This window comes from Chlamydiales bacterium (assembly GCA_031292375.1).
GTDB lineage: Bacteria > Chlamydiota > Chlamydiia > Chlamydiales > VFKH01 > JARLHF01.
In genome coordinates, this window is sequence record JARLHF010000049.1 from 1 (window position 1) to 21,584 (window position 21,584).

Here is a 21,584-nt window from a genome sequence, read left to right on the forward strand (position 1 = left end):
AACGTACTCGTTGAAAACGCTATCACAAAATATACATAATAATTTTTTGCATTTTACGTTAACATGTCATTTCTATGAGAAGAATTTTCTTATAATTTCCTATTTTCTTTCGTAAAACATCCCGCTCCTAATTGCTGTGTGCTGGCTTTGTGTATTGACCCATTAACAAATATTATATATAATTAGGCGACATGATATTTGTGGTGAATTATGAAAATTTCTAGCGAACAGATTATACACTTTTTTGACAATTATTTTTTTACTCCTTTTAATTGGCCACAAACTCATCAAAAAATCTTATCTCTTACAGCCACCATCTTTATAAGCATTGCTACAGTGGGAATAGCTCCATTAGTTGTTGGTGCTATTAAACTAATACAACGGTTTACAAAAATTTCGCTACACATCCCAACTTCTCATTTTTTCAAGACCCATGAAAAAATTATGAGTATTGTAAAGAATTTATTTCAATTCTCTCCTGCCGAAGTTGAAATTGGAGATTTAAGAAGATCAAATTTTTCTAAAACAATACAAACAAAAATATTAGTACCATTTTATAGAAAGCCTCTACCTCCAAAAGAGGAAGTTTTTGTTCCTGTTATTCCAGAACTCCATCTCACAGAAATACAAAAAAGCAAGCTTAGTAAGAAAGGAATGCTAGATGTCATTAAGCTTTTAGATTTAACTAAAGAACAAAAAATTATACTTAACAATCATTTTGGTCGTGCGCACAACCAAATCCATGAATCTGTAAACTCCATCTCTGATAAAAAATTAGAAGAGTATTTTTTTACACAACACGGCCAAAGTGTGTTTCTACCCAATGATCCTCGAGGTGGACATGGCTGTGACCATGCTGTAAGAACTACTCTTTGGGCTGCAGTATTTGGCTATCTTTATCAAAAATATCATCCCCAGGTTTTTTTGAGCGAAAAAACCCTCTTGGTTGCTGAAGTTGTTACAACTTGTCACGACTCTGGTAGATCTAGTGAAGGAACAGATGTCTACGATGATATTTCAGCAGAAAATACTGTCAATGTTTTAAGAGAATTGAACATACATGATGAGACAATTATAAATGACGCTAAAAATGCTATCGCGGAAAAAGATAATGATCCTTTAAACAAAGCGCATCCCAAATCCCTTATAGCAAGAATTGTTCAAAATGCAGATAGTGCTGATTTTACAAGAATAATGCTCACAACGCCCTCTCAAAATATGTTTGCCTTTGAAAGATCTTTAGAGTTTTTAGATATTTTTAAAGAGCTAAAACAAATATCTCAAGGTGATGAGAACTTTGTGTTAAAAGATGGATTAAAATATGGAGATTTTCTTGAAGAATTAAGAATTTTACTCAAAGAAAAGAATCAAATTGTCTTTGAGACACACCAAAAAAGTTTTAGAGAAATGGCTTCGGATCCATCTAGGAATTATTATCAAGAAATTCTTAAAAAAATCACTTTTGATGCTTATCCTAATTTAAATTATGTTTTGTCATGCCTTCATGTAAATTATAACAGCTCTAAATTAATGGAATATGCAGACCGAATACGATTTCATGGAAGAACTATAGCCACACAATGTTTACAAAAAAGCATAGAAGAACTAGAGTGCTTCCCTCATTCTTTGCTGAGAGATGAGATTATAAAAAAGTACAAGAAACAAATTCAGAAAAACCAATCTGAAAAACCTCAAGGATCAATAGCTTTTTTTACAAATCCATTAATAAGTGATATAATCCACAATGATAGCATACAATTTGACTACACAACTTTGTCTCTTGATAAAATTCATAAAATAAGAAAACAAACTGCTTTATTAGATACCTCTACGCTAGATGAATTAGAATTCACAGACTTAGCTTGTGTTTATGAAAAAATCATAAACTACTGCGCTTTTAATAAACTAGACCAAGAGCTTTCTGAAATTTTACTTGAATGCTCTCAAATGGTGTTACTTTCCAAAGAATCAAGAATTTATAAAACCTTAAAATCAACAATGCTTAATACAACTGTTTTCTTACATACAAGTAGTGACATAATTAGAAGGCGACAAATTCGCTTACAAAGAATGGATTATAATAACAATCAAAGTTTTATAGAAACTTCATTTGAATTTCGAAATCACTCAAGAGGACAATTTGAATCAGTCATCCAAAGACTAAAATATTGTTCTATTAGCGGTCTGACTATAAGAGAATCCAACATGAAATTTCATAAAATGAAAAATGATGGTGTATTCTTAATTGACACTTTGATGGAAGCTTCTCCATCTATCATAATTGAAAAGAATGGCTTTTCTCTAGAAATTGGTACGGATCAGAATAACTGGAACTGTTACAATCTTGCTATTCTCAAGTCTCCCGTAGGCAGTAGCCCCGATCTCATCCAAGAGTTCTTGTGTCAAATAGGCATGCCTCTTATTTTGTGTTCTTCGAGACCACGTGATATTGAAAAAGAGTTTTTTTATAAGGCCCTAAAGTTTAGATTCCCCAATAAAATTTTTGTCGAACAGCCTAATAAATCCTTAGAAGATATTTATGAATCTTTATCAGATGCAGAAAAGGCTATAATAGACAATGATTTAACACAGAAATCTTTAAAACAAGTCGGAAATAGTTATTTTGAATATGTTCAACCAGAATGCGCCAAAGAGCTATGGGAGGCTGGAGGAAGAGGCTTTCTTTCCAATATTATTGCACCTAATGCGCAAACAGCTGCCGAAATCATTATAAATATCTTAAAAATGGGCCTACTTTCCACTATAGAACGATCTCAACAAGGAATTATAGGACTAGGAACTTGTCCTACTTTTAATATGCATCATGGCTCTGCTAATCAAGCTTTTACAAGACTTTTAACTAAAAAACACCTAAATACTTTAAATCTTAGACAGTTTTCATATTCCACTTCGGCTATTTTCCTATTATTCGATGTTCAAGCCGCCGAAAGAATGCCTTATGCATACCCCTTTGACTGTGGAGGCATGCGAAACCCAAATTTTCAAGAGAAAAAATTTATAATTCATGGCTTTAAGACTTTAACAAATGTAAAAGGTTTAGATTTAATCATGCACAGAATACCATTACCACAACTTGCTCAAAAAATTGAGTCTACAGATATGTTTAGCCAGGGAAATGAAGTTATGTTCGAAAAAAGCTTATCTTCTAAATACCTTAAATCGATTCTGGTACCCGAACGAATGAGAGATGGCATGATAACTTTACTCAAAATACATGGAATTAAACAAATCAACGACAAGCCATTGGAAGATTTTATTTTAAATACAGATCGAGTAGATTTAAAAATTTTTGATAGAAAAAGCCCAGAATAAAAGGTAAATCCATGATGACCCCCATTTTTACTTCCGATAAAGCTTATTGCGTTATCGATAGCACTGATGATTCTTTTATAACTTTTTCACAAGGTATTCAACTTCTTAAAAGTGAAAATAGCTCTTTTGCTAGATGGTTTGATAAAGTTAGCTTTCAAGATAGATTTATCGAAGTTGATTCTTTTCAACAAAAAGAAGAAAATATATATCTAACTTATGGGGAACAAACACTAGTTTTTTATTTAATCACTAAATCCATAAACAAAAAAATTAAAGTAAAAAATTGGCTTAGAAAGGACCTAATCAGAGAATTTGATTCAGATCAAGATGCTCAAGATTATTTTACGGCACTAAATGCTTATTCCTAGCCTTATGATGCTGATAATTTTTAAGATCTCATTCATTCTTCAAGCCATTTGTGCACATATTGTCTTGATCTAGTTTGCGATCTTCTGTATGATCTGTCACATTAATGTTTTTTTGGACGATATGTAAAGACTATGAACGAAGATCTAATAGAAAATACACACAATGACTCTGAATTTCTAAGCACTCAAACTCTTTCTCATGATTCTTTTGAATCCTCTTTTCAGCAGGATACAGAAGATGAGCAAGCGTTAGAAAAACATCCAATAATCACAGCAAATCAACAAGAAGAATTGGATAAGCCCTCTGGTGATCCTCTATCCGTTGCAAACTTTCTAAAGCAACTTAGTACATTAACGAGTGCCGAAGAAAAGATTCAAGCCTGTATTGCCTACATGAAAAAAACTCTAGCCCAGGAAGGTGCTCCCTATTTCAAGGGGTTTTGGGAGGCTCGCAGTCAATGTACTGCCCTTTTTAAAGAGGGTCTAAATCCTCAATTGCGCTCAGAGCTTTGGAAAGAATATAGGGAGCTCTGCCAAGAGTTTCAAAAGCTTAAAGAGGTATTAGACGAGCAAGCGTTATTTGCTGCTGAACAGATTGAAATTGCCATTCAAGCAATGGAAAACGATTTGGATCATTTTTCAGAACTTCTTGCAAAGCTTGCAGAACCTACATTTTCCTTTAAGCCCAAATCCCTTCATAGAAACTTCAAGCTATATGTTGATCTTCAAAAAGAGCTCAATTTTCTAAATACCTATGCATCAAAAATCAACTCTTTACGAAAAGAACTGATCAAAACGGAGATGCGCATCCGTCAAAAAAATAAGTTTTTTCAAGCGCTCTCATCCCTTGGGGACAAGATCTTTCCAAAAAGAAAGGACCTCATCAAAAAACTTAGCGACCTCTTCTTACACGATACACATGCCTTCGTTGCCAATTACTTTGGAGAAGATAGCATTCAGGGCCCTCTTTTCTTTATAAGAGATGAAATTAAGGCTCTACAAGCAATTGCTAAAATACTTACCTTAAATACATACTCTTTTACTACTACGCGCAATGAGTTAAGTAAATGTTGGGACTCAATTAAACTTCTTGAAAAGGAAAAAAAGAAAGAGCAAGTAGAAAAACGTGCCATCTTTCAAAGCAATAAAGAACTTGTTTTGGCACAAATACAGCTCTTCCAAGAAAAGATCCAAAATGGCGAGATAACGGCCTCCGATTTACATGCAAAAAGCGATGAAATTTATGAGTTCATGCACACATTAGAACTAGGAAGAGAGGAAAAACAAGCTCTTCATGAGGCTATAAACCTTGCGAGCAAGCCCATACTAGACGAGCTTAAGCAACAAGAGCAAGAGCGTATCAACAAAGAGCGCGCACTCATCGAAGAAAAAGCTCAAAAAGTCATCTCCTTAAAAAGTCGAGTACAAGAACTCATCGATTCTGCAGCACACCACGATGCCGCCTTCCTTACTTCATCAAGAGATGCTCTTTTAGAAGAAATACACGTTCTATCCTGTTTAAAGAGTGAAAAGCAGCTTCTAGAAAAAGCTTTGAAGCATTTAAAGGATATCATCCATGATAAGATGGAAAAAGCTTTGCTTGCGCTCTCATCAGATGATCTTCATGCCCTGGACCAGCTAAAATCCGCCTTAAATGAGAGAAAAGAACAAAGAAAAGAGCTAAAAAGCCAACTTGAAGCCAATAGAAAAGCAAGTGGCAGCTCTTCTCTAAGCTTTGAAAAAGCTCTTTTGTTTCATGAAGCAATTCAAGAGGAGAGAGTGCAACTCGAGAAGATCGATGCCATCATTAAAGAAATAGAACTTAAAATTAAGGCATTTTCTCAAAAAGCTAAATCTTGAGCTAGCTGTGTATATACCAAAACGCATTGAAAATTTGATTTTTGGCAGATGTAAAAGCCCTAATCTTCAACAATCATAAGCAGCTTCATAATTATATGGAGTTGCTTATGATCGTTGAACAGTAAGGGCTTTCACATGGCCAAAAATCAAATTTTCAATGCGTTTCAGCATAACTACATTAGTGCATTTGACTTAGATAAAACTCTGTTAAACTGTAACAGCAGCTTATCATTTAGCCGTTTTCTTTATAAACAAGGTTTGTTTTCTCTAATCGACCAAATTTATGCTCTCTACATCTGCCTCAGCTATAAAATATTACATACCCCTTTGGACAGCCTTCATACTAAAGCCTTTAATCACCTCTTTAAAGGACGCAAGGAGACTATTTTTGAAGAAATGGCAATGCAATTTGTCACTAAAAGTATCTCTTCAATGATCTATGAGCCTGCTATGAGGCGCTTGCTCCAAGCAAAAAATCGAGGTCACTACATCCTTCTACTCTCTTCTTCTCCAGAATTTTTAGTAAAACCCATTGCAGAAGCACTGAGTATTACAAACTGGAAAGGAACATATTATGAAACGGATAAAACAGGCAACTTTCAATCTATTTCCCTTTTGATGAATGGACAAGAGAAGGCAAAACAGCTATCTTGTACCATGCAAACATTAAATATTTCTCAGGCTAATACTACAGCCTACTCTGATAGCGAAGACGACCTGCCCTTTTTACAAACGGCCGGAATTAGGGTAGGCGTTAACCCAACTAAAGAGCTGCGCCTACTGTGCAGTACACACAACTGGGAGATTCTTGAAAATGAACCCTATTAAAAAAACACCCTCTACACAATTTGCAAACCATGTTTTTTCCCATGCTGTCATGAAACAAATGCTTCCAAAACATATCTATGACAACATAGTAAGTGCCGCAAATGGCAGCGAAAACATAAATAGTACTTATCTTGATACAATTGCACATGCCATGAAAGAGTGGGCCATTAGCTTTGGCGCAACCCACTTTACACATTGGTTTCAGCCACTAACAGGCATGTCAGCAGAAAAACATGATGCCTTTATTAACTTAGAAACAAGCGATACGATTATTGAAAATTTTTCTGGAAAAGAACTCATCCAAGGAGAGCCTGATGCTTCTTCATTTCCATCTGGGGGGCTAAGAAATACTCATGAGGCAAGAGGTTATACTGCATGGTCTCCATCATCTCCTGTATTTTTGTGGAAACTTGGCAATAGCCTAACACTTACCATACCCTCTATCTTCTATTCTTGGACAGAACATGCTCTAGATAGTAAAATTCCTCTTCTTCGCTCCGACAAAAAACTCTCTTGTGCAGTTTTACGCCTGCTAAATCTTATAAACGTAAAAGCCTCCTCTGTATTTTCCACTCTTGGCATCGAACAAGAATACTTTATCATTGATAAATCTTTAAGGGACCTGCGCGCTGACCTTGTACTTCTTGGACGCACAGTATTTGGAGCATCCCCTGCAAAGGCACAAGAACTACAAGATCACTATTTTGGAGCCATCAAAGAGCGCGTTATGCTCTACATGCAAGAGTTCGAAGAGCGCGCATTAGAACTTGGTATTCCAGTAAGAACAAGGCACAATGAAGTAGCTCCAGCACAACATGAGATAGCACCCATTTTTGAAAAAACATCTCTTGCAATCGATCACAACCTGCTTCTTATGGAGCTCATGCGCCAAGTTGCAGAAAAGCACGATCTTTCTGTCTTACTGCATGAAAAGCCTTTTGCAAAAATTAATGGCTCTGGAAAACATTGCAATTGGTCATTATCTACCGATACAGGAATTAATCTCCTTGATCCAACAGAAACTCCTGAAAACAATTTAACATTTCTTATTCTAGTTACAGCCGTACTTCATGCTGTAGACAAACATGCAGAGCTTTTAAGAGCATCCATTGGCTCTCTTGGAAATGATTCTCGTTTAGGAGGGCATGAAGCGCCACCTGCTATTATCTCTGTTTATCTAGGATCTGCTATGGAAGCTTTTCTTGATAATATAGAAAAAGAGGGCACTCATACATCCAGTAAAAAAGCTCAATTCAACATAGACATCTCTGGAATACCAACGCTTTCAAAAGACCATGCAGATAGGAATAGGACATCTCCTTTCGCTTTTACTGGCAATAAATTTGAATTTCGAGCCGTTGGTGCATCTGCAAATCCTTCACTTGCAATTACAACCTTAAATGCTATCGTAGCTGAGAGTCTAAATGAAATTCTGGATAAAATAACCTGTTCATTGACGCAGGAAAAACAAGCCCACAATGAGCTTTCAAAATATGTCATACCCATTATTCAATCTTATCTAAAAAATTCCAAACGAGTGCGTTTCTCCGGTGACAATTACTCTTTACTCTGGCAAGAAGAGGCCAAAAGGCGAGGACTTGCTTGTCACAAAAATGCCCTTTCAGCCTTTGAAATTTTCCATCATCAAAAAACCCACCTCCTTTTTAAAGATATTTTCAGCAAGAACGAGCTTCTAAGTAGATACTCTATCTTAAAAGATACCTATATAAATGCTCTCAATATTCAAACGCGCCTAATGTTAGAACTTTTTAATACACAAATCCTTCCAGCTTGCTTAAACTATCAAAAAATGTTTGCAAAATCTTTGCTCTCATTAAAAGATTTGGGTCTATCCTCTTCTTTGCAAACCCAAAGACTTAAGGAGCTACTTCTTGCTATCGATGATGCCATAGAAAATGCAAATCTACTTATCTCTTACTTTCATAACAAAGAAAATGATTTGAATTTCATTATCAGTAAACTTATACCAAGCAGTGAACTCTTGCGAAAAAAAGTAGATTTACTAGAGCAAATTGTTGATGATAAAAAATGGCCGCTTCCCAAATATAGAGAGATGTTATTTATAATATGAATATTGGTATTTATGGAGGATCTTTTGATCCTATTCACTTTGGTCACATCAACTTAGCTATTCAACTAAAAGAATACCATCATCTTGACGAAGTGTGGTTTTGTCCTGCTTACTCTTCTCCTTTTAAACTATCCCACACTACTGAAAGTGCAACACATCGCTTAAACATGGTAGCTCTTGCAATTGAAACTATTCCTGGATTTTCTGTGACTGATATCGAAATTCTAAGAGAAGGACCATCTTACACCATCGATACAGTTCGCTCTTTCCATAAACATTATTTGGGATCCAACAAAAAATTCTTCTTAATGATTGGAAATGACGCTCTCTCTTCACTCCATCTTTGGAAAGAAATTGATGAGCTTATAGAGCTTGCACCTCTTCTTATTGGCAATCGAATCCTCTCTGCGCCTAGCTTCTCTGGAACACCCGCCCTACAAAGAGCCATTAAAAAAGGCATTACTCCCTCTTCAATCATGGAAATTAGCGCAAGCTTCATTCGTAAAAGACTTAAAAACTTTCAATATTGTGCTCACTTAGTTCCAGCAAAAGTGCTGGACTACATTTATAAAAACCAATTATACTCAATCGAACATGAATCTTGATCCTCAATTTATTCTTAATTCAGTAGCTCAAACTATTTTTGACAAAAAAGGATTTAATATTCTTGTTATAGATGTTAGAGACGTATCAACTCTTACAGATTATTTTGTCATTGCAGAAGGCTCTGCTGATCGGCATGTTCAAGCTATTGCCTCTTCAGTAGTTGACACGCTAAAAAATCTGGGAGCTGCCCCCACTCACGTAGAGGGAAAAAATTCAGGGGACTGGATTGTAATTGATGATTTCAATATTATAGTTCATCTATTTATGCCAGGAATAAGAGATCTCTATGGTCTTGAAGAGTTGTGGCGTGATGGAAAAATTGTGGACGTAGCAATACAAACTGGCAACACAAGCAAATAAAAGGAAATGAGCATGAATAGTAACAAAAAACGAGTTGTCGTAACAGGAATGGGCCTAGTTTCTTGTTTTGGTTCGGACGTTGACGTTTTCTATGATAAGCTACTTGCAGGTACTAGTGGAATCGTTCCTATAGAAGAATTCCCTTGCGCCGAATATCCTACCCGGTTTGCAGGAAGCGTTAAAAACTTTGATACAGAAAATTACCTCGATAAGAAACAAGCTCGAAGGGTAGACCCCTTTATTCGCTACGCTATTGTTGCAGGAAAAAGAGCCCTAGAACACGCAGGCTTTGCAAAAGAGTCCTTAGACAAGCTCAATAAAGAGCGCTGCGGTGTAATTATTGGATCGGGAATGGGAGGAATGAGCACATTTGCAGATGGTGTAAAAACGATCGAAGAAAAGGGGTGCAGACGCCTAACACCTTTTTTTGTTCCTTATATCATTACAAATATGGGAGGCGCACTCCTTGGAATTGAGCTCGGCTTTATGGGGCCAAACTATTCTATTTCAACAGCTTGTGCAACATCAAACTATTCTATTATTGCTGCTGCAAACCATATCATGCAAGGAGATGCCGATTTAATGATTTGTGGCGGCTCTGAAGCCCCCCTTTGCCCCATCGGTGTTTCTGGCTTTGTCGCCTGCAAAGCACTATCAGAGCGAAATGATGAGCCAACAAAAGCTTCAAGGCCTTGGGATAAGGACCGCGATGGATTTGTTATCGGAGAGGGCTCTGGCGTTCTTATTCTTGAAAGCTTAGAACACGCACTAGCAAGAAACGCAACCATTTATGCAGAATACCTCGGAGGAAACACCACGTGTGATGCCTACCACATGACGGATCCAAGACCAGATGGCCTAGGTGTAAGTCTGTGTATCGAGCAAGCTCTTCGAAAAGCAAATATCTCAAAAGAAGCTGTAAACTATATCAATGCTCATGCAACATCTACCATTGTAGGTGATATCACAGAAGTTACAGCAATAAAAAAAGTTTTTGGATCACACACTTCAAAAATTAAAATGAATGCAACAAAATCGATGATTGGTCACTGCCTAGGATCTGCAAGTAGCATAGAAGCCATCGCAACCATTAAAGCTATCAATACCAACATGTTACACCCAACAATTAATCTAGACAATCCAGATCCAGCCCTGGGTGATCTTGACCCTGTTGCAAACTGCGCCAAACCTCATAAAATAGAAGTTGCCCTTTCCAACTCTTTTGGCTTTGGTGGACATAACTCATGTATTTTACTTGCTCCTTTCAAATCTTAAAACTCGCAAACAATAAGGAACACTTAACCCGTGCAAAAAGAACAACCTCACATCATGAATTCTCTTTACAAAGCACACCCCTGGCATGGCATTGATATCGGAGAAGAAGCCCCTAAGGTAGTCTCTTGTTATATTGAAATCGTACCCTCTGACACTGTAAAATATGAACTTGATAAAGTTAGTGGTTTGTTAAAGGTGGATAGACCTCAAAAATATTCCAACTACTGCCCTGCGCTCTATGGTCTTATCCCTCAAACTTTTTGCGGTAAACTTTCTGGAGAGTACTGTGCAAAAAAAGCTGGCATCACAACCATTGTTGGAGATGATGATCCTCTCGATGTCTGTGTTCTTTCAGAAAAACCGATATTAAGGGGTGACATCCTTCTTCAAGCAATACCCATTGGCGGTTTTCGCACTATAGACAAGGGAGATGCTGATGACAAGATCATTGCTGTCCTTAAAGGCGATCTTGTGTATGGAAATATACAAGATATCTCCGAATGTCCAACGCATCTCATTGACCGCCTACACCATTACTTCTTAACCTATAAAGAACACCCAGGCTCCACAGCTCCATCCACATTAGAAGTTATAAAAATTTATGGAAAAGAAGAAGCTCACGAAGTGATTGAACTTGCAAGACGGGATTATCAAAATAGTTTTCCTCAAATTTACAAAAATTTCAAGACAATGCAAGAAAAATCTTAATAGATTTATAATATTGATTAGTTTATAATCAGTTTCAACCTTATAAAATTTAATACAAAAGGCTTGTTATATGGTACTAGAATTAAACGAAATTCCTTTAGCTGATTTTGAAAAAGTTATCGAAGTAATTAATAGACCAGCAGGCCTACACGCTTTCATTGCATTACATAATACGTCCATGGGGCCAACTCTTGGAGGTACCCGCATTTATCCTTACGCCAATAGAAACGACGCTCTTACGGATGTACTTCGCCTATCTGAGGGTATGACCTATAAATCAGCGCTTGCAGGAACAGGATTTGGCGGTGGAAAAAGCGTCATTATCGCAAACCCTTCCAAAGATAAAAATGCAGACCTATTGATGGCATTTGGCGAAGCAGTGCACGCCCTTGGAGGACAGTACATCTGTGCAGAAGATGTTGGCTCTACAAAAGAAGATATGCTCGAAATTCGCAAAAAAACGCCTTATGTTGTGGGACTTCCATTAAGCACAAGCAGCGGCGATCCAAGTCCATTTACTGCATGGGGTGTATTCATAGGAATACAAGCTACTGCAAAAAAATTATGGGGATCTATCAACCTACAAGGTCGCACAATTGTCATCCAAGGTCTTGGAAGTGTCGGAGCAAAAGTTGCAGACCTTCTCTTTTGGCAAGGAGCAAACCTCATTCTAAGCGATATTGATTTAGTAAAAGCAGAAGCTCTTGGTCGCCTCTATAATGCTGAAGTCGTCTCACCAGACGCCATTACCCAGGTTAAATGCGATATTTTTTGCCCTTGCGCACTTGGCGGCATTCTAAATGCAAAAAGCATACCTCTTCTACAATGTGAAGCCATAGCAGGAGCTGCCAATAATCAGCTTTTAACTCATGAAGATGGTGTACTCTTACACCAAAGAGGAATACTTTATGCACCCGACTTTATTATCAACTCAGGTGGTCTTATCAATGTTTCTTGCGAGCTAGAAAGGCTTTACAATCCTCGTAAATCCCTTCAAAGTACTAATGCCATTTATGATACTCTTCTGAGTATCTATAATACGTCAGAAAAAGAAAACCTCTCAACGAACGAAACTGCTATTGAGCTTGCAAAATACAAAATTCAGCATGGCATAGGCAGAAGAACAGAAGCTCCTTGTTTTAAAGCCTATTAACCTGAGTTTTGAGTTTAAATTAATCAAAATTAGAGGAGATTCTGGATGAATTTTCAATCATTTTCGCAAGGTTTATATTCAAAAACTATAAACGAGAGAAAATGATTGAAAAGTTGCCAGAAGATCCCTAAGATTGAGCGACTTAAACCCAAAACACAGGTTATTAATTAGGCTCTATAAGAATTAATGACTGCAGGGATTTTTGAGCGCACATCATGTCCTAGAAAATGCACCATGCTTCCTGGTATATGGGTGTGTATGCTAAACGTATCTGCATACGCCGAAGGAATAGAGTAGCGCTTTCCAAAATTTCCGGGGGTCTTAAATCCTAAAATCGTATTTACAAAATAGTCAACTGGCGCTAGTGCACGATTATCACTAACATAATCATTCTCTGCAGATATGTGTATAACATGATCAGTATCTTCAAGAGCACGCTCTCCCAAATCCCACTGTAAACCAGCACCAAGAGGTATAGAGTTAAAACAGACTGCCTGTACACGGCTCTTTAACCCAACATATTGCGCAAGAATTCCTCCAAAAGATTGGCCTACTAAAACAACCTTTTTCCCCTTACCTTCTAATTTACCTTTTAACTGTTCAACAACTTGGTAAGCCTTCTTAAAAATCTCTGGAGTGATCCCCACATAATTACCTGCAATAGCCAGGCTCTGTGCATTAATAGCCTCTTTTCGAGCTTTTTTATCCTCTAGTAATGCAGCACATGCATCATAAGCTCCAAATGCTATAAAAACTTCATTATTTTCTGACTCTAAAAGAACCAACTTAAGACCTAATTTTCTATCAAATAAAAAGTTATCTTTAATTTCTAAATCACAAGAAAAATTACTTACATCTACAACCGATAAAATGCCTTCAATCCACTCGTTTTTTCCCATATAACTATAACATGCACAAGCTAGATGTTTAAGGTATTCACGCCCCTCTAGCTGCATCAATGACTGAAGCTTAACTTTATAATTAGAATCAAAACAGGCATTAAACCATGACTTTTGACTTCTCAACACCTGGCCACTTATAAGTCGCCAGGTTAAGCCTAGTACAGACCAATTTTTCCCACCAAAATAACGAATAGGAAATAATAGACTATTTCCTAAAATGGATAACACGCCTTTTATAATTTCTCTAATCCTATTACAAAGACCATCCGTTGTACTATGAACATGCTTTGGCTGAAAGTTCTGAGGACATACTTTGCTATAATCTATCTTTTGATTTGAAATGTCATGCATTTATATATTTTCTACTTATGTTCTTGAATTACGACAGATGAAAAAGCTGGTATAGTAACAAGATATTTTAATCTTCCGCTCGACACTTCCCCAAGCTGAATATTAGTATTAAGCTTACCAGTACCACCAAACTTCTCATCATCTGTATTTGCAACTTCGATAAGACCAGCAGGACTTTCTATTTCAACTTCATATTGTACATCTGTATCTAAAAAGTTATGTAAACAGGCAAATGAAGAACCATCCGAAGATGTACGCCTATAAGCACACACTTGCTTATTTGGGTCGTTTTTTTCTATCCACTCTAAATTGAACGCATTGTCATCACTTTCATAAAATGCAGGGTTATTCTTATACAAAGCATTAAAATGAGCAACCATAGCCATAATCTTTTGACCATCGACTATATCCTTACCATCTAATAATCCTTTAGGCTGTCCAATCAAGGTATCCCAATCAACAGATGTTCCAAATTCAGACCCTGCAAACATAAGCTTTCTTCCAGGTAGGCACATCATGAAGCTAAGCATAGCTCTCACATTCGCGTATTTATTTTGTATACTCAGTCCATCTACCTTATTCAATAAGGAGTACTTACCTTTCCGCACTTCATCATGAGAGATTGCCAAAACCATTTTATGAGTGTTATCACCCATAATTGAATGAATTAATGTGTTATATATAGACTTGCGCTTATCTGGAGCAGTTGAAAAATATTTTAACATATTATTTACCCAGCACATATTCCATTCTCTATCAAAACCTAGGCCCTCCAAATGAGAAGCCTGCGTTGTTTTATCACTCCCAGATGTATCTTCAGCAATTGTCAAAACCCCCGGAAACTCTCTATGAATTACAGCATTGAGATCTTGTAAAAATAATCTACCCTTTCCACTCTCTAAAAATAATCTACCTATTCTATTATCACTTGTAAGAATGCAACGAATAGCATCAACTCTTAACGCGTCGACGTGTAGTTCTTCTATTAAATACGCTGCACTAGAAATCAGAAAATTTCTTACATGTTTTTTGGAATAGTTAAAAAAGTGTGTTCCCCAACGAAATGCTATATGACGAAGAAAAGACCAATAAGACTTATAATCATGCGTATTATTCAAGCTCAGAGCCCAAGAATCCTTTGCAAAGTGCGCAGGAATCCAATCTACAATAACACCTATATTATTCTGATGAAGGATGTCTATCAAATATTTTAAATCCTCTAATGATCCGAGTCTATTGTCCGGAGCAAAAAAACTTGATACTTGATATCCCCAAGAGTCCTCACAAGGATAATCTAATAGCCCCATAAACTCTATATGTGTAAATCCATTCTTTTGACAATGCCCTACAAGCTCACCTGTAAGTTTTCTTAAACTAGGAAGCTTACCGTCTTCTTCTCTTTTCCAAGTTGGAAGATAACACTCATAAGTACTCATAGGCTTATTATCAAAATTCTTTACTCGAACATCCATCCAAGCTTGATCTTGCCACTGATAAGCATTCCTATCTACTACAACAGAATAAGGAATACTTTCCCCCTCTACCACACTTGTAGATAAACCAACAGGATCTATACATGCTCTACCATCAACATGAAATTGATAATTCATTCCAACATATACTCCCGTTTCTACGTGACAAGACCAGATATTTTGAGAATCCTTTGTCATAGGCACAACGACCCTACTGCCATCTTCCTTACGAAGGTGTACATGGATAGATCTTGCACTAGGAGAATAAATAGAAAATGTGGCCTTCCCACTTTTGTCAACAATAACTCCCTGATGTTCATATAATTTATAATCTACACCCTTTCCATAAGGAGCTGGAACTTGAGTACGCATTCCAACTGGAAGTGACAAATAATAATATTCTAACGCCTCGCTATCTAATGTATTGCTGTAATAGAGTGTTAAATATTCTTCTTCATTTTGCACAGCTCTACTTGCCTTCTTTTTTCCCTCAAGCCACAATTCATTATAAAGTCTAAAATAAGAATCTAACGAGAAATGTTCTTCTACTGAACTTGTCCTATTTTCAGCATTTATTCTTGCAGATTCATAAAGCAACAAGTACTTGTCAACTGGAGAAAGACCATGAGGAGATTCTGTCCAACTAGATTTCCTTCCCTCATTCATAACTCGAGAAATAATTTTTTGTTTTTCCTCATCAGAAATACTCGTCCATAAATCAAGTGCTCTTCCAACGACATTTGAAACAGAGTGTTTTCGATCTTCTTTTCCAAGAAAATGAAAACCATTAAACTCATCTAAATTTCCATCGTAAGGAATGACAGTATCTGCAAGTCCACCTGTTTTTGATGCGATGGCTAACGAGCCAAATAACCATCCCTCAAATTGAACAAGGCCACAAGGCTCAAAACGAGAAGGTATTAAAATAAAATCAGAAGAAGCTCTAACAACAGAGCCAATACCCGCTACTGCATTCTCACTATTTGCATCTAAGCTACCTTGTTGATAATGATAGCGTCCATTTGGATCTTTATAATCACGTATAAAAAGCACACCCTTCTTATACTTAAGTTGAAGCCGATCTAATTCTTTTGTAGCATCTGGGTCTTCTAATGAGCCCATACAAATAAACTGCCCACCCTTTTTAAGAGTTGCCTCGATTGACTCATCTAATCGATCAATGCCTTTTTGGTAGGAATCAAAACGACCTACAAAAGTTACAATCGGCTTTGAAAAGTCCATAACAACTTCTGGAAAATATTTATTTACCCACCTACCTAAGCAAGACTTTGCTTGCCAGCGTTTTTCTAAAATATTCTCTGTCTTTGGCCCATAAGTAAGATCAACATTCTCTTGTGTTACTGAATCTATCCAATTTTTTAGTTGGTCATCTGTTTCTGGATTCCAGCGCTCTGGTATACTTCCATTAACAATGCCTACGAGCTTTCCTATCTTCGCACAATCCCTTGCAGCAAAGGCAACTCCCTCACCAAGCGCTAATGTCTGCGCTTCTAAAGCAAAAGATGGGGATACAGTCGATACAGCATCTGCCAGCCTTGTACTCTCCACAAATAAATTAATTGACTCATTTGCAATACCTGCTTCTTGCAGTCCACGAATTACAGGATCATAATTATAAGGACTTCCAGAACCTATTCTACCCTGTGCGCATCTACTATTATTATGAAAAGTATAAATTATACGCGGTGTTTCTCCTTTTTCCCACGCCTCTCTATTATCCTTTACCATCTTTAAAAGAACACCAACTACATGACTATCGTGCAAATGAATGATGCTATCTTTATTAATCTCTCCAGATTCTTGCATATCTCCTAACAAATCAGCTGCAAAAGATGTAAAAATTGTAAAACGCACTCTGTCGGTATCATTTGTTGCACTGTAGATGCTTGGCCTTTCACCTGTTAAAACAAATGAAGGATGATCGATAAATAAAAATTCTATACCAGCGTCCTTAATTCGATAAACCTCATACTTTTCTCCCAAACCATTCATATGTACTTCTGGCGTTGTTCTTTTGAATAGTTGCTGAAATTTTTCTGGAAGCGTACTATATTTGGGAAAGATCAAACGACAAGTGCTTTCTGGGTTTTTCTTTTTAACTGCTTTAATCAGTCCTTCAACTGCCTCAGCAAGACCGCCTTCTTTTAAAAGGCCTGAAAATTCAACACTAATCATTGTAACATCAACGGGCTTTGTTAAAACATCTACAGAAATGCCGTCTACAAGCTGTTCTGCAGGAGTGCTATCTGAAAGCTGTCTTGTAGAAGTACTATAGATGGCATGAGTTAAATTTTCACTCTGAATAATCTTTCTAAAAACACGGTCAACAGATCCGATGCGCTCTTCTCTAATTACTCGAATAACTGCATTTATACGCTCTTGCAATTCATTTAATGGCAAATTCTTACCCAACTGCAAAAGCTCAACCGTATTAACATGAAGCTTTGCTGCCTCTGCTAATACAGCCTCTTGTGTACTCAACCCTTTCATACCTTGAAGAGCTACTAGATCTCGATATAAATTATGTTTTTGCGCAAAAACAATTGCAAACTGTTCTAGTATGTTTTTGCCCGAACAATCTATTATTTTCTTTAAAGCCTCAACTTTTCTACTGCACGAACTCTTTGCTTGCTCTAACGCCCTTTCTAAAAGCATTCGAGTCTTTTTTGAAAACAGAGATACAAGTTCACTATCTATATTTGTAGAACTCTTATTTAAATTTAAGAGATTTTCACTGGTATTTTTATACTTTAAAGACTTTAAATTATGATAACTTGCAACAAGATCGATTTTACCATCTTGTAACAAATATATTTTCTCATCGTGTCCAACATTCCATTTTTTAGCCTTATAATGAACGGCCATCACCCTACAGCTACGTTCATTAGCTTGCAAAAGTTTTGTGATTGCATCTGTAAAAATAAATATGATGTAATTCAAGACCTGAAGAACTATACGAGAATAATGAGAAAGTATTACTTGCTTTAAATGCTCTATATTTTTTTGTACAGCAGGCGCACTGTCACAATGCAGCACAAAATTATCCTCTAGCTTTTCTAAATGCTCCTTTTTTTTAGTAAAACTCCAAAAATAGGGAACATTTTCTAGACATTTTGGAATACTTATGTCTTTTAGGGGAGTAACTCCTAAGCCCATGATTTCTCCATTATTTACATACTATTTTTAGTAATGCTGATTATAAGTGTTATATATTTTTATTTTATTAATCCAGCATAAATACATAAATTTAGTATATTACATAAATTAACTACTTTACCAAATTCACTTTCAAAAGCTCCGAAACATTACAGTTATTATACCAAACTCTTTACCCTAAAAGTCACTCCCCAAAAAATTATTAAGTGTTTTTTGAAGGCTCTGCCTAATTGCTTTATCTGTGCCTGTAATGTCCGTTTGATGTCTAATAATTCTTATAAGACCTTCAATTTCATGATGCTCGTCTTGAAGTATACTTTTAATTTCTTCTACCAATGCCTCTCTTGAAACGAGTGTTAATCCTGTATTTGTCATCTTATTAATTTCATAAAGAGGAACATCTTTACCAAAAGAAGCTTTTACATGTAACTTACAAGCAACACCCATAAGTCGCATATAGCGATCATAATCAATATCTTTTGTAAATTGCACAACACTCTCATGTTCAAGTGGTTCATAATGAAACTTTGATGGCTTATTAACTTTTGACCCAGGAATCATTGTTGGCAGTCCGCGAGAAAAACAAAAAATGCCTGCAATTGCTTCTGGATTTGTTGAAGCAAGAACTTCATTGTAATGAATAAACTCATTTCCAAAAAGCTGAAATTGACTATTTAGCTCATCCAAAGATATTTGATGAGCCATCGTCCGATTAAATCTTACTGCCTCTCTTGAATCCCTTGCAAGCCTTTCATTAAAATCTGGCGCCTGAACCTCTGCTATTGAATATTCTCGCTTCCACTTTGCCTCAATATCTACATTAGCATCCATGCTAAATACTTTATCAAGCTTATGTTGTATTTCATTACCATTAAACAAAAGACCTATCCTATTAAGGTGAGGCCAGTCAAAAGGCACATAAGGGACAATCTTTCCAGTTGGAGGAACAATTGAAACAGACACTTTCTTAGAACCCCTATAAAAAATCTCATAAGGCCTCTTATAGCGCTCATACATCTCTGTTTTAGGATTTAGCTTGTACAAAATTTTCTCTGTTTTTGGCTCTACCACTGTTCTTCGTCTTATCCTATTTGCAATAGCCTGATCTGTATACTTTAAATAATCTAACTCTCTTTTCCAACTTGCTTTTCCAAATAAATCAGTAAGCGAATACATGTGCCGATAAGCACGCAGTCCCTGCAAAATTAATTTACTACTAGACAATAAACCTTGAATATTTTCATTTAATTCTGCCTCTCTTGCATTTTTTTTTGCCTCCCACACTGCTTTTGCATGTTCATTTGATAGGTAATAATCAGGAAGTTTGTATCCACGACGGTCCTGAGCTATTTCAATCAACGCAGTAAGCCCTTGACATTTTGGATAAATTTGCCTGTAATAGTCTGCTGAAGGAGTATATTCAAGACCAAATGTTACTGTAGCCATCAAAATTTCATGTACTGTATGATCATTATGCCCTCCCATCCAAGGAATAAATATTGTTCTTAATGCCATTAATTCCTCTTTAGACTGCAAACCCACAATACCCGCTATTGTAAAAATCTGGTCTGTAGAACCTGAAATCCCTGCATATTGAGAAAGTCCAAGGGCATCAATTGCTGCAAAATAAGATGAATTACGGATAGCGCTGGAATGTACTTGAAAGGTATGTTCACCCGAAAACCAATCACAGCGTCTGCTTCTTTTTTGGTAATCCAAGAAAGAGTCCAAAAATGATGTATCGCAATTTGTCCTTAATAATGCTCTCGAATCACCTCGTATTTCAAACATCGCTCTCTTTCTTTGCATTTCTTGCTTTTCAATAGAGGAATTACTTCCTAAAAAAGCCATTTCTTCTGCCTCATGCAAAGAAATCCGAAATCTCTTCCTTAAATCTTCAGAAGAACAATCCTTACTCGCTGCAATCCTTTCCGCTTTGGCATATGTGTGATTAAGATCTCGCAAGCGAGCTTGCTGCATTTCCTCATGAGAACGCCAAGACCTTAGTTTCTCTGTATCATTAAGTTCTGCATACACACCCAATTTAAAAATAGGCTCAGCAGAAGAATGCGACTGCAATACAGAAATCAATGCTGCATTCAACTGCCAATTCTTTTGACTTTCTCTTAATTTAGTATTAATCTTATGTATCATTCGAGAATCTTTAGTAATCTCGTTAAAAAATCTTTTCGATCCGTAAGCCAAAAATAACTTAAAACGATAAAGCTGATCTTTCGACACATGGTCATACTTTCCACGACAAATGTTTAAAAATCTAAGAGGCGATCCTACAAATCCAGGTTCCTTTGACATTCCCTCAAAATTCTTTTCTAATTCTTGAAGTAATCTGAAGAGAGGATCTTTGGTTAGCCAAGTAGTGACTTTTGAAGATTCATCAAGCTTCAGATGAACATAGGCTTCATAAACATCCAAAATTCTCTCTGTAAATTTCTGAACCGTTTCTAGAACTTCAGGGCACGCATTGCTTCTTATTGCTTCATTAATCCCATCAACAATGGAAGATTCTAACACCTTCATCGAATCTTTCATCTCTAAAAGACAATGTTCCGTTAATTCTTGCTTCTCTCTTGCACCAAGCATCAACCCTGTTACATCCACTTCTGGCTTTCTATATGAGAGATCCACATCTGAAAACTTACTTGCGAATATTTTCCAATACTTTGGTGTACGTACGTGTAATGTTTTACCATCTTTTTCTATCAAATGAAAACACATTGATTTTTTACGATGTAGTATACAAAAATGCACAATTCCTAAAGTAAAAATTCCAATAGCAATACTTGTAATTAAATTAACAACCCGGTCATAAGTCCATTTTTCTAAAGTCCAAGGAGTAATAAGGCGCTTTTCTGTAAACAACACACCCACATTCTCAAGTATCCCTGTCATTTTAGCTAAGTTTACAACCGCCATTTTCTCTTCCCTTCTATTAACAAAAATTATTATATTGACTCAAATTCTATACACCACATATTTTTCTTTTATTAAGATTAACAATAATTTAAATAACAAAGGATACTAATGGTAAACCTCCTCTAGGAATAAATCAACTAAAAGCAATTGCCCTATGCGCTGTAC

13 protein-coding genes are annotated in these 21,584 nt (G+C 36.4%); 10 read left to right on the top strand and 3 right to left on the bottom strand.

Annotated features, from left to right (window positions below; all coding sequences use genetic code 11):
• The first annotated feature begins 210 nt into the window (after positions 1–210).
• The 10 genes from P4L16_06105 (at position 211) to P4L16_06150 (ending at position 12,583) form a co-directional block, all read left to right on the top strand.
• Positions 211–3,333 carry a hypothetical protein gene (locus tag P4L16_06105; GenBank protein MDR3624695.1) on the top strand — a complete coding sequence of 1,041 codons (3,123 nt, stop codon included), beginning with the start codon at positions 211–213 and terminating at the stop codon, positions 3,331–3,333.
• Between the two features lie 11 nt (positions 3,334–3,344).
• A complete protein-coding gene (locus P4L16_06110; protein MDR3624696.1) occupies positions 3,345–3,701 on the top strand; it encodes a hypothetical protein in 357 nt (118 codons plus the stop codon).
• Between the two features lie 132 nt (positions 3,702–3,833).
• Positions 3,834–5,561, top strand: coding sequence for a hypothetical protein (locus tag P4L16_06115; GenBank protein ID MDR3624697.1), 1,728 nt, complete (start codon positions 3,834–3,836; stop codon positions 5,559–5,561).
• A gap of 135 nt (positions 5,562–5,696) precedes the next feature.
• Positions 5,697–6,389, top strand: coding sequence for an HAD-IB family hydrolase (locus P4L16_06120; GenBank protein MDR3624698.1), 693 nt, complete (start codon positions 5,697–5,699; stop codon positions 6,387–6,389).
• Complete coding sequence (locus tag P4L16_06125) at positions 6,376–8,481, top strand: glutamine synthetase III (GenBank protein MDR3624699.1); 2,106 nt, start codon at positions 6,376–6,378, stop codon at positions 8,479–8,481. The genes P4L16_06120 and P4L16_06125 overlap by 14 nt, the downstream gene beginning before the upstream one ends.
• On the top strand, positions 8,478–9,086 hold the full coding sequence (gene nadD / locus P4L16_06130; protein ID MDR3624700.1) for a nicotinate (nicotinamide) nucleotide adenylyltransferase: 609 nt from the start codon (positions 8,478–8,480) through the stop codon (positions 9,084–9,086). The genes P4L16_06125 and nadD overlap by 4 nt, the downstream gene beginning before the upstream one ends.
• Positions 9,076–9,447, top strand: a complete 372-nt coding sequence (gene rsfS, locus P4L16_06135; GenBank protein MDR3624701.1) for a ribosome silencing factor — start codon at positions 9,076–9,078, stop codon at positions 9,445–9,447. Before nadD ends, rsfS begins: the two co-directional genes overlap by 11 nt.
• A 12-nt stretch (positions 9,448–9,459) precedes the next feature.
• A complete protein-coding gene (gene fabF / locus P4L16_06140; GenBank protein MDR3624702.1) occupies positions 9,460–10,722 on the top strand; it encodes a beta-ketoacyl-ACP synthase II in 1,263 nt (420 codons plus the stop codon).
• 54 nt (positions 10,723–10,776) lie between these two features.
• Entirely contained in the window at positions 10,777–11,430 is a 654-nt protein-coding gene (locus tag P4L16_06145; GenBank protein ID MDR3624703.1) for an inorganic pyrophosphatase, read from the top strand.
• A 70-nt stretch (positions 11,431–11,500) separates the two neighbouring features.
• Positions 11,501–12,583: a Glu/Leu/Phe/Val dehydrogenase dimerization domain-containing protein gene (locus tag P4L16_06150; GenBank protein ID MDR3624704.1), complete on the top strand. Its 1,083-nt coding sequence runs from the start codon at positions 11,501–11,503 to the stop codon at positions 12,581–12,583.
• Between the two features lie 167 nt (positions 12,584–12,750).
• On the opposite strand, the gene P4L16_06155 is transcribed toward P4L16_06150, so the two are convergent.
• From P4L16_06155 to P4L16_06165, 3 genes are all read right to left on the bottom strand, one after another.
• Positions 12,751–13,836 (bottom strand): hypothetical protein, encoded by a 1,086-nt coding sequence (locus P4L16_06155; GenBank protein MDR3624705.1) that lies wholly within the window; start codon positions 13,834–13,836, stop codon positions 12,751–12,753.
• Positions 13,837–13,847: 11 nt separating this feature from the next.
• Complete coding sequence (locus P4L16_06160; protein ID MDR3624706.1) at positions 13,848–18,485, bottom strand: glycogen/starch synthase; 4,638 nt, start codon at positions 18,483–18,485, stop codon at positions 13,848–13,850.
• 177 nt (positions 18,486–18,662) lie between these two features.
• On the bottom strand, positions 18,663–21,419 hold the full coding sequence (locus P4L16_06165) for a hypothetical protein (GenBank protein ID MDR3624707.1): 2,757 nt from the start codon (positions 21,417–21,419) through the stop codon (positions 18,663–18,665).
• Between the last annotated feature and the right edge of the window lie 165 nt (positions 21,420–21,584).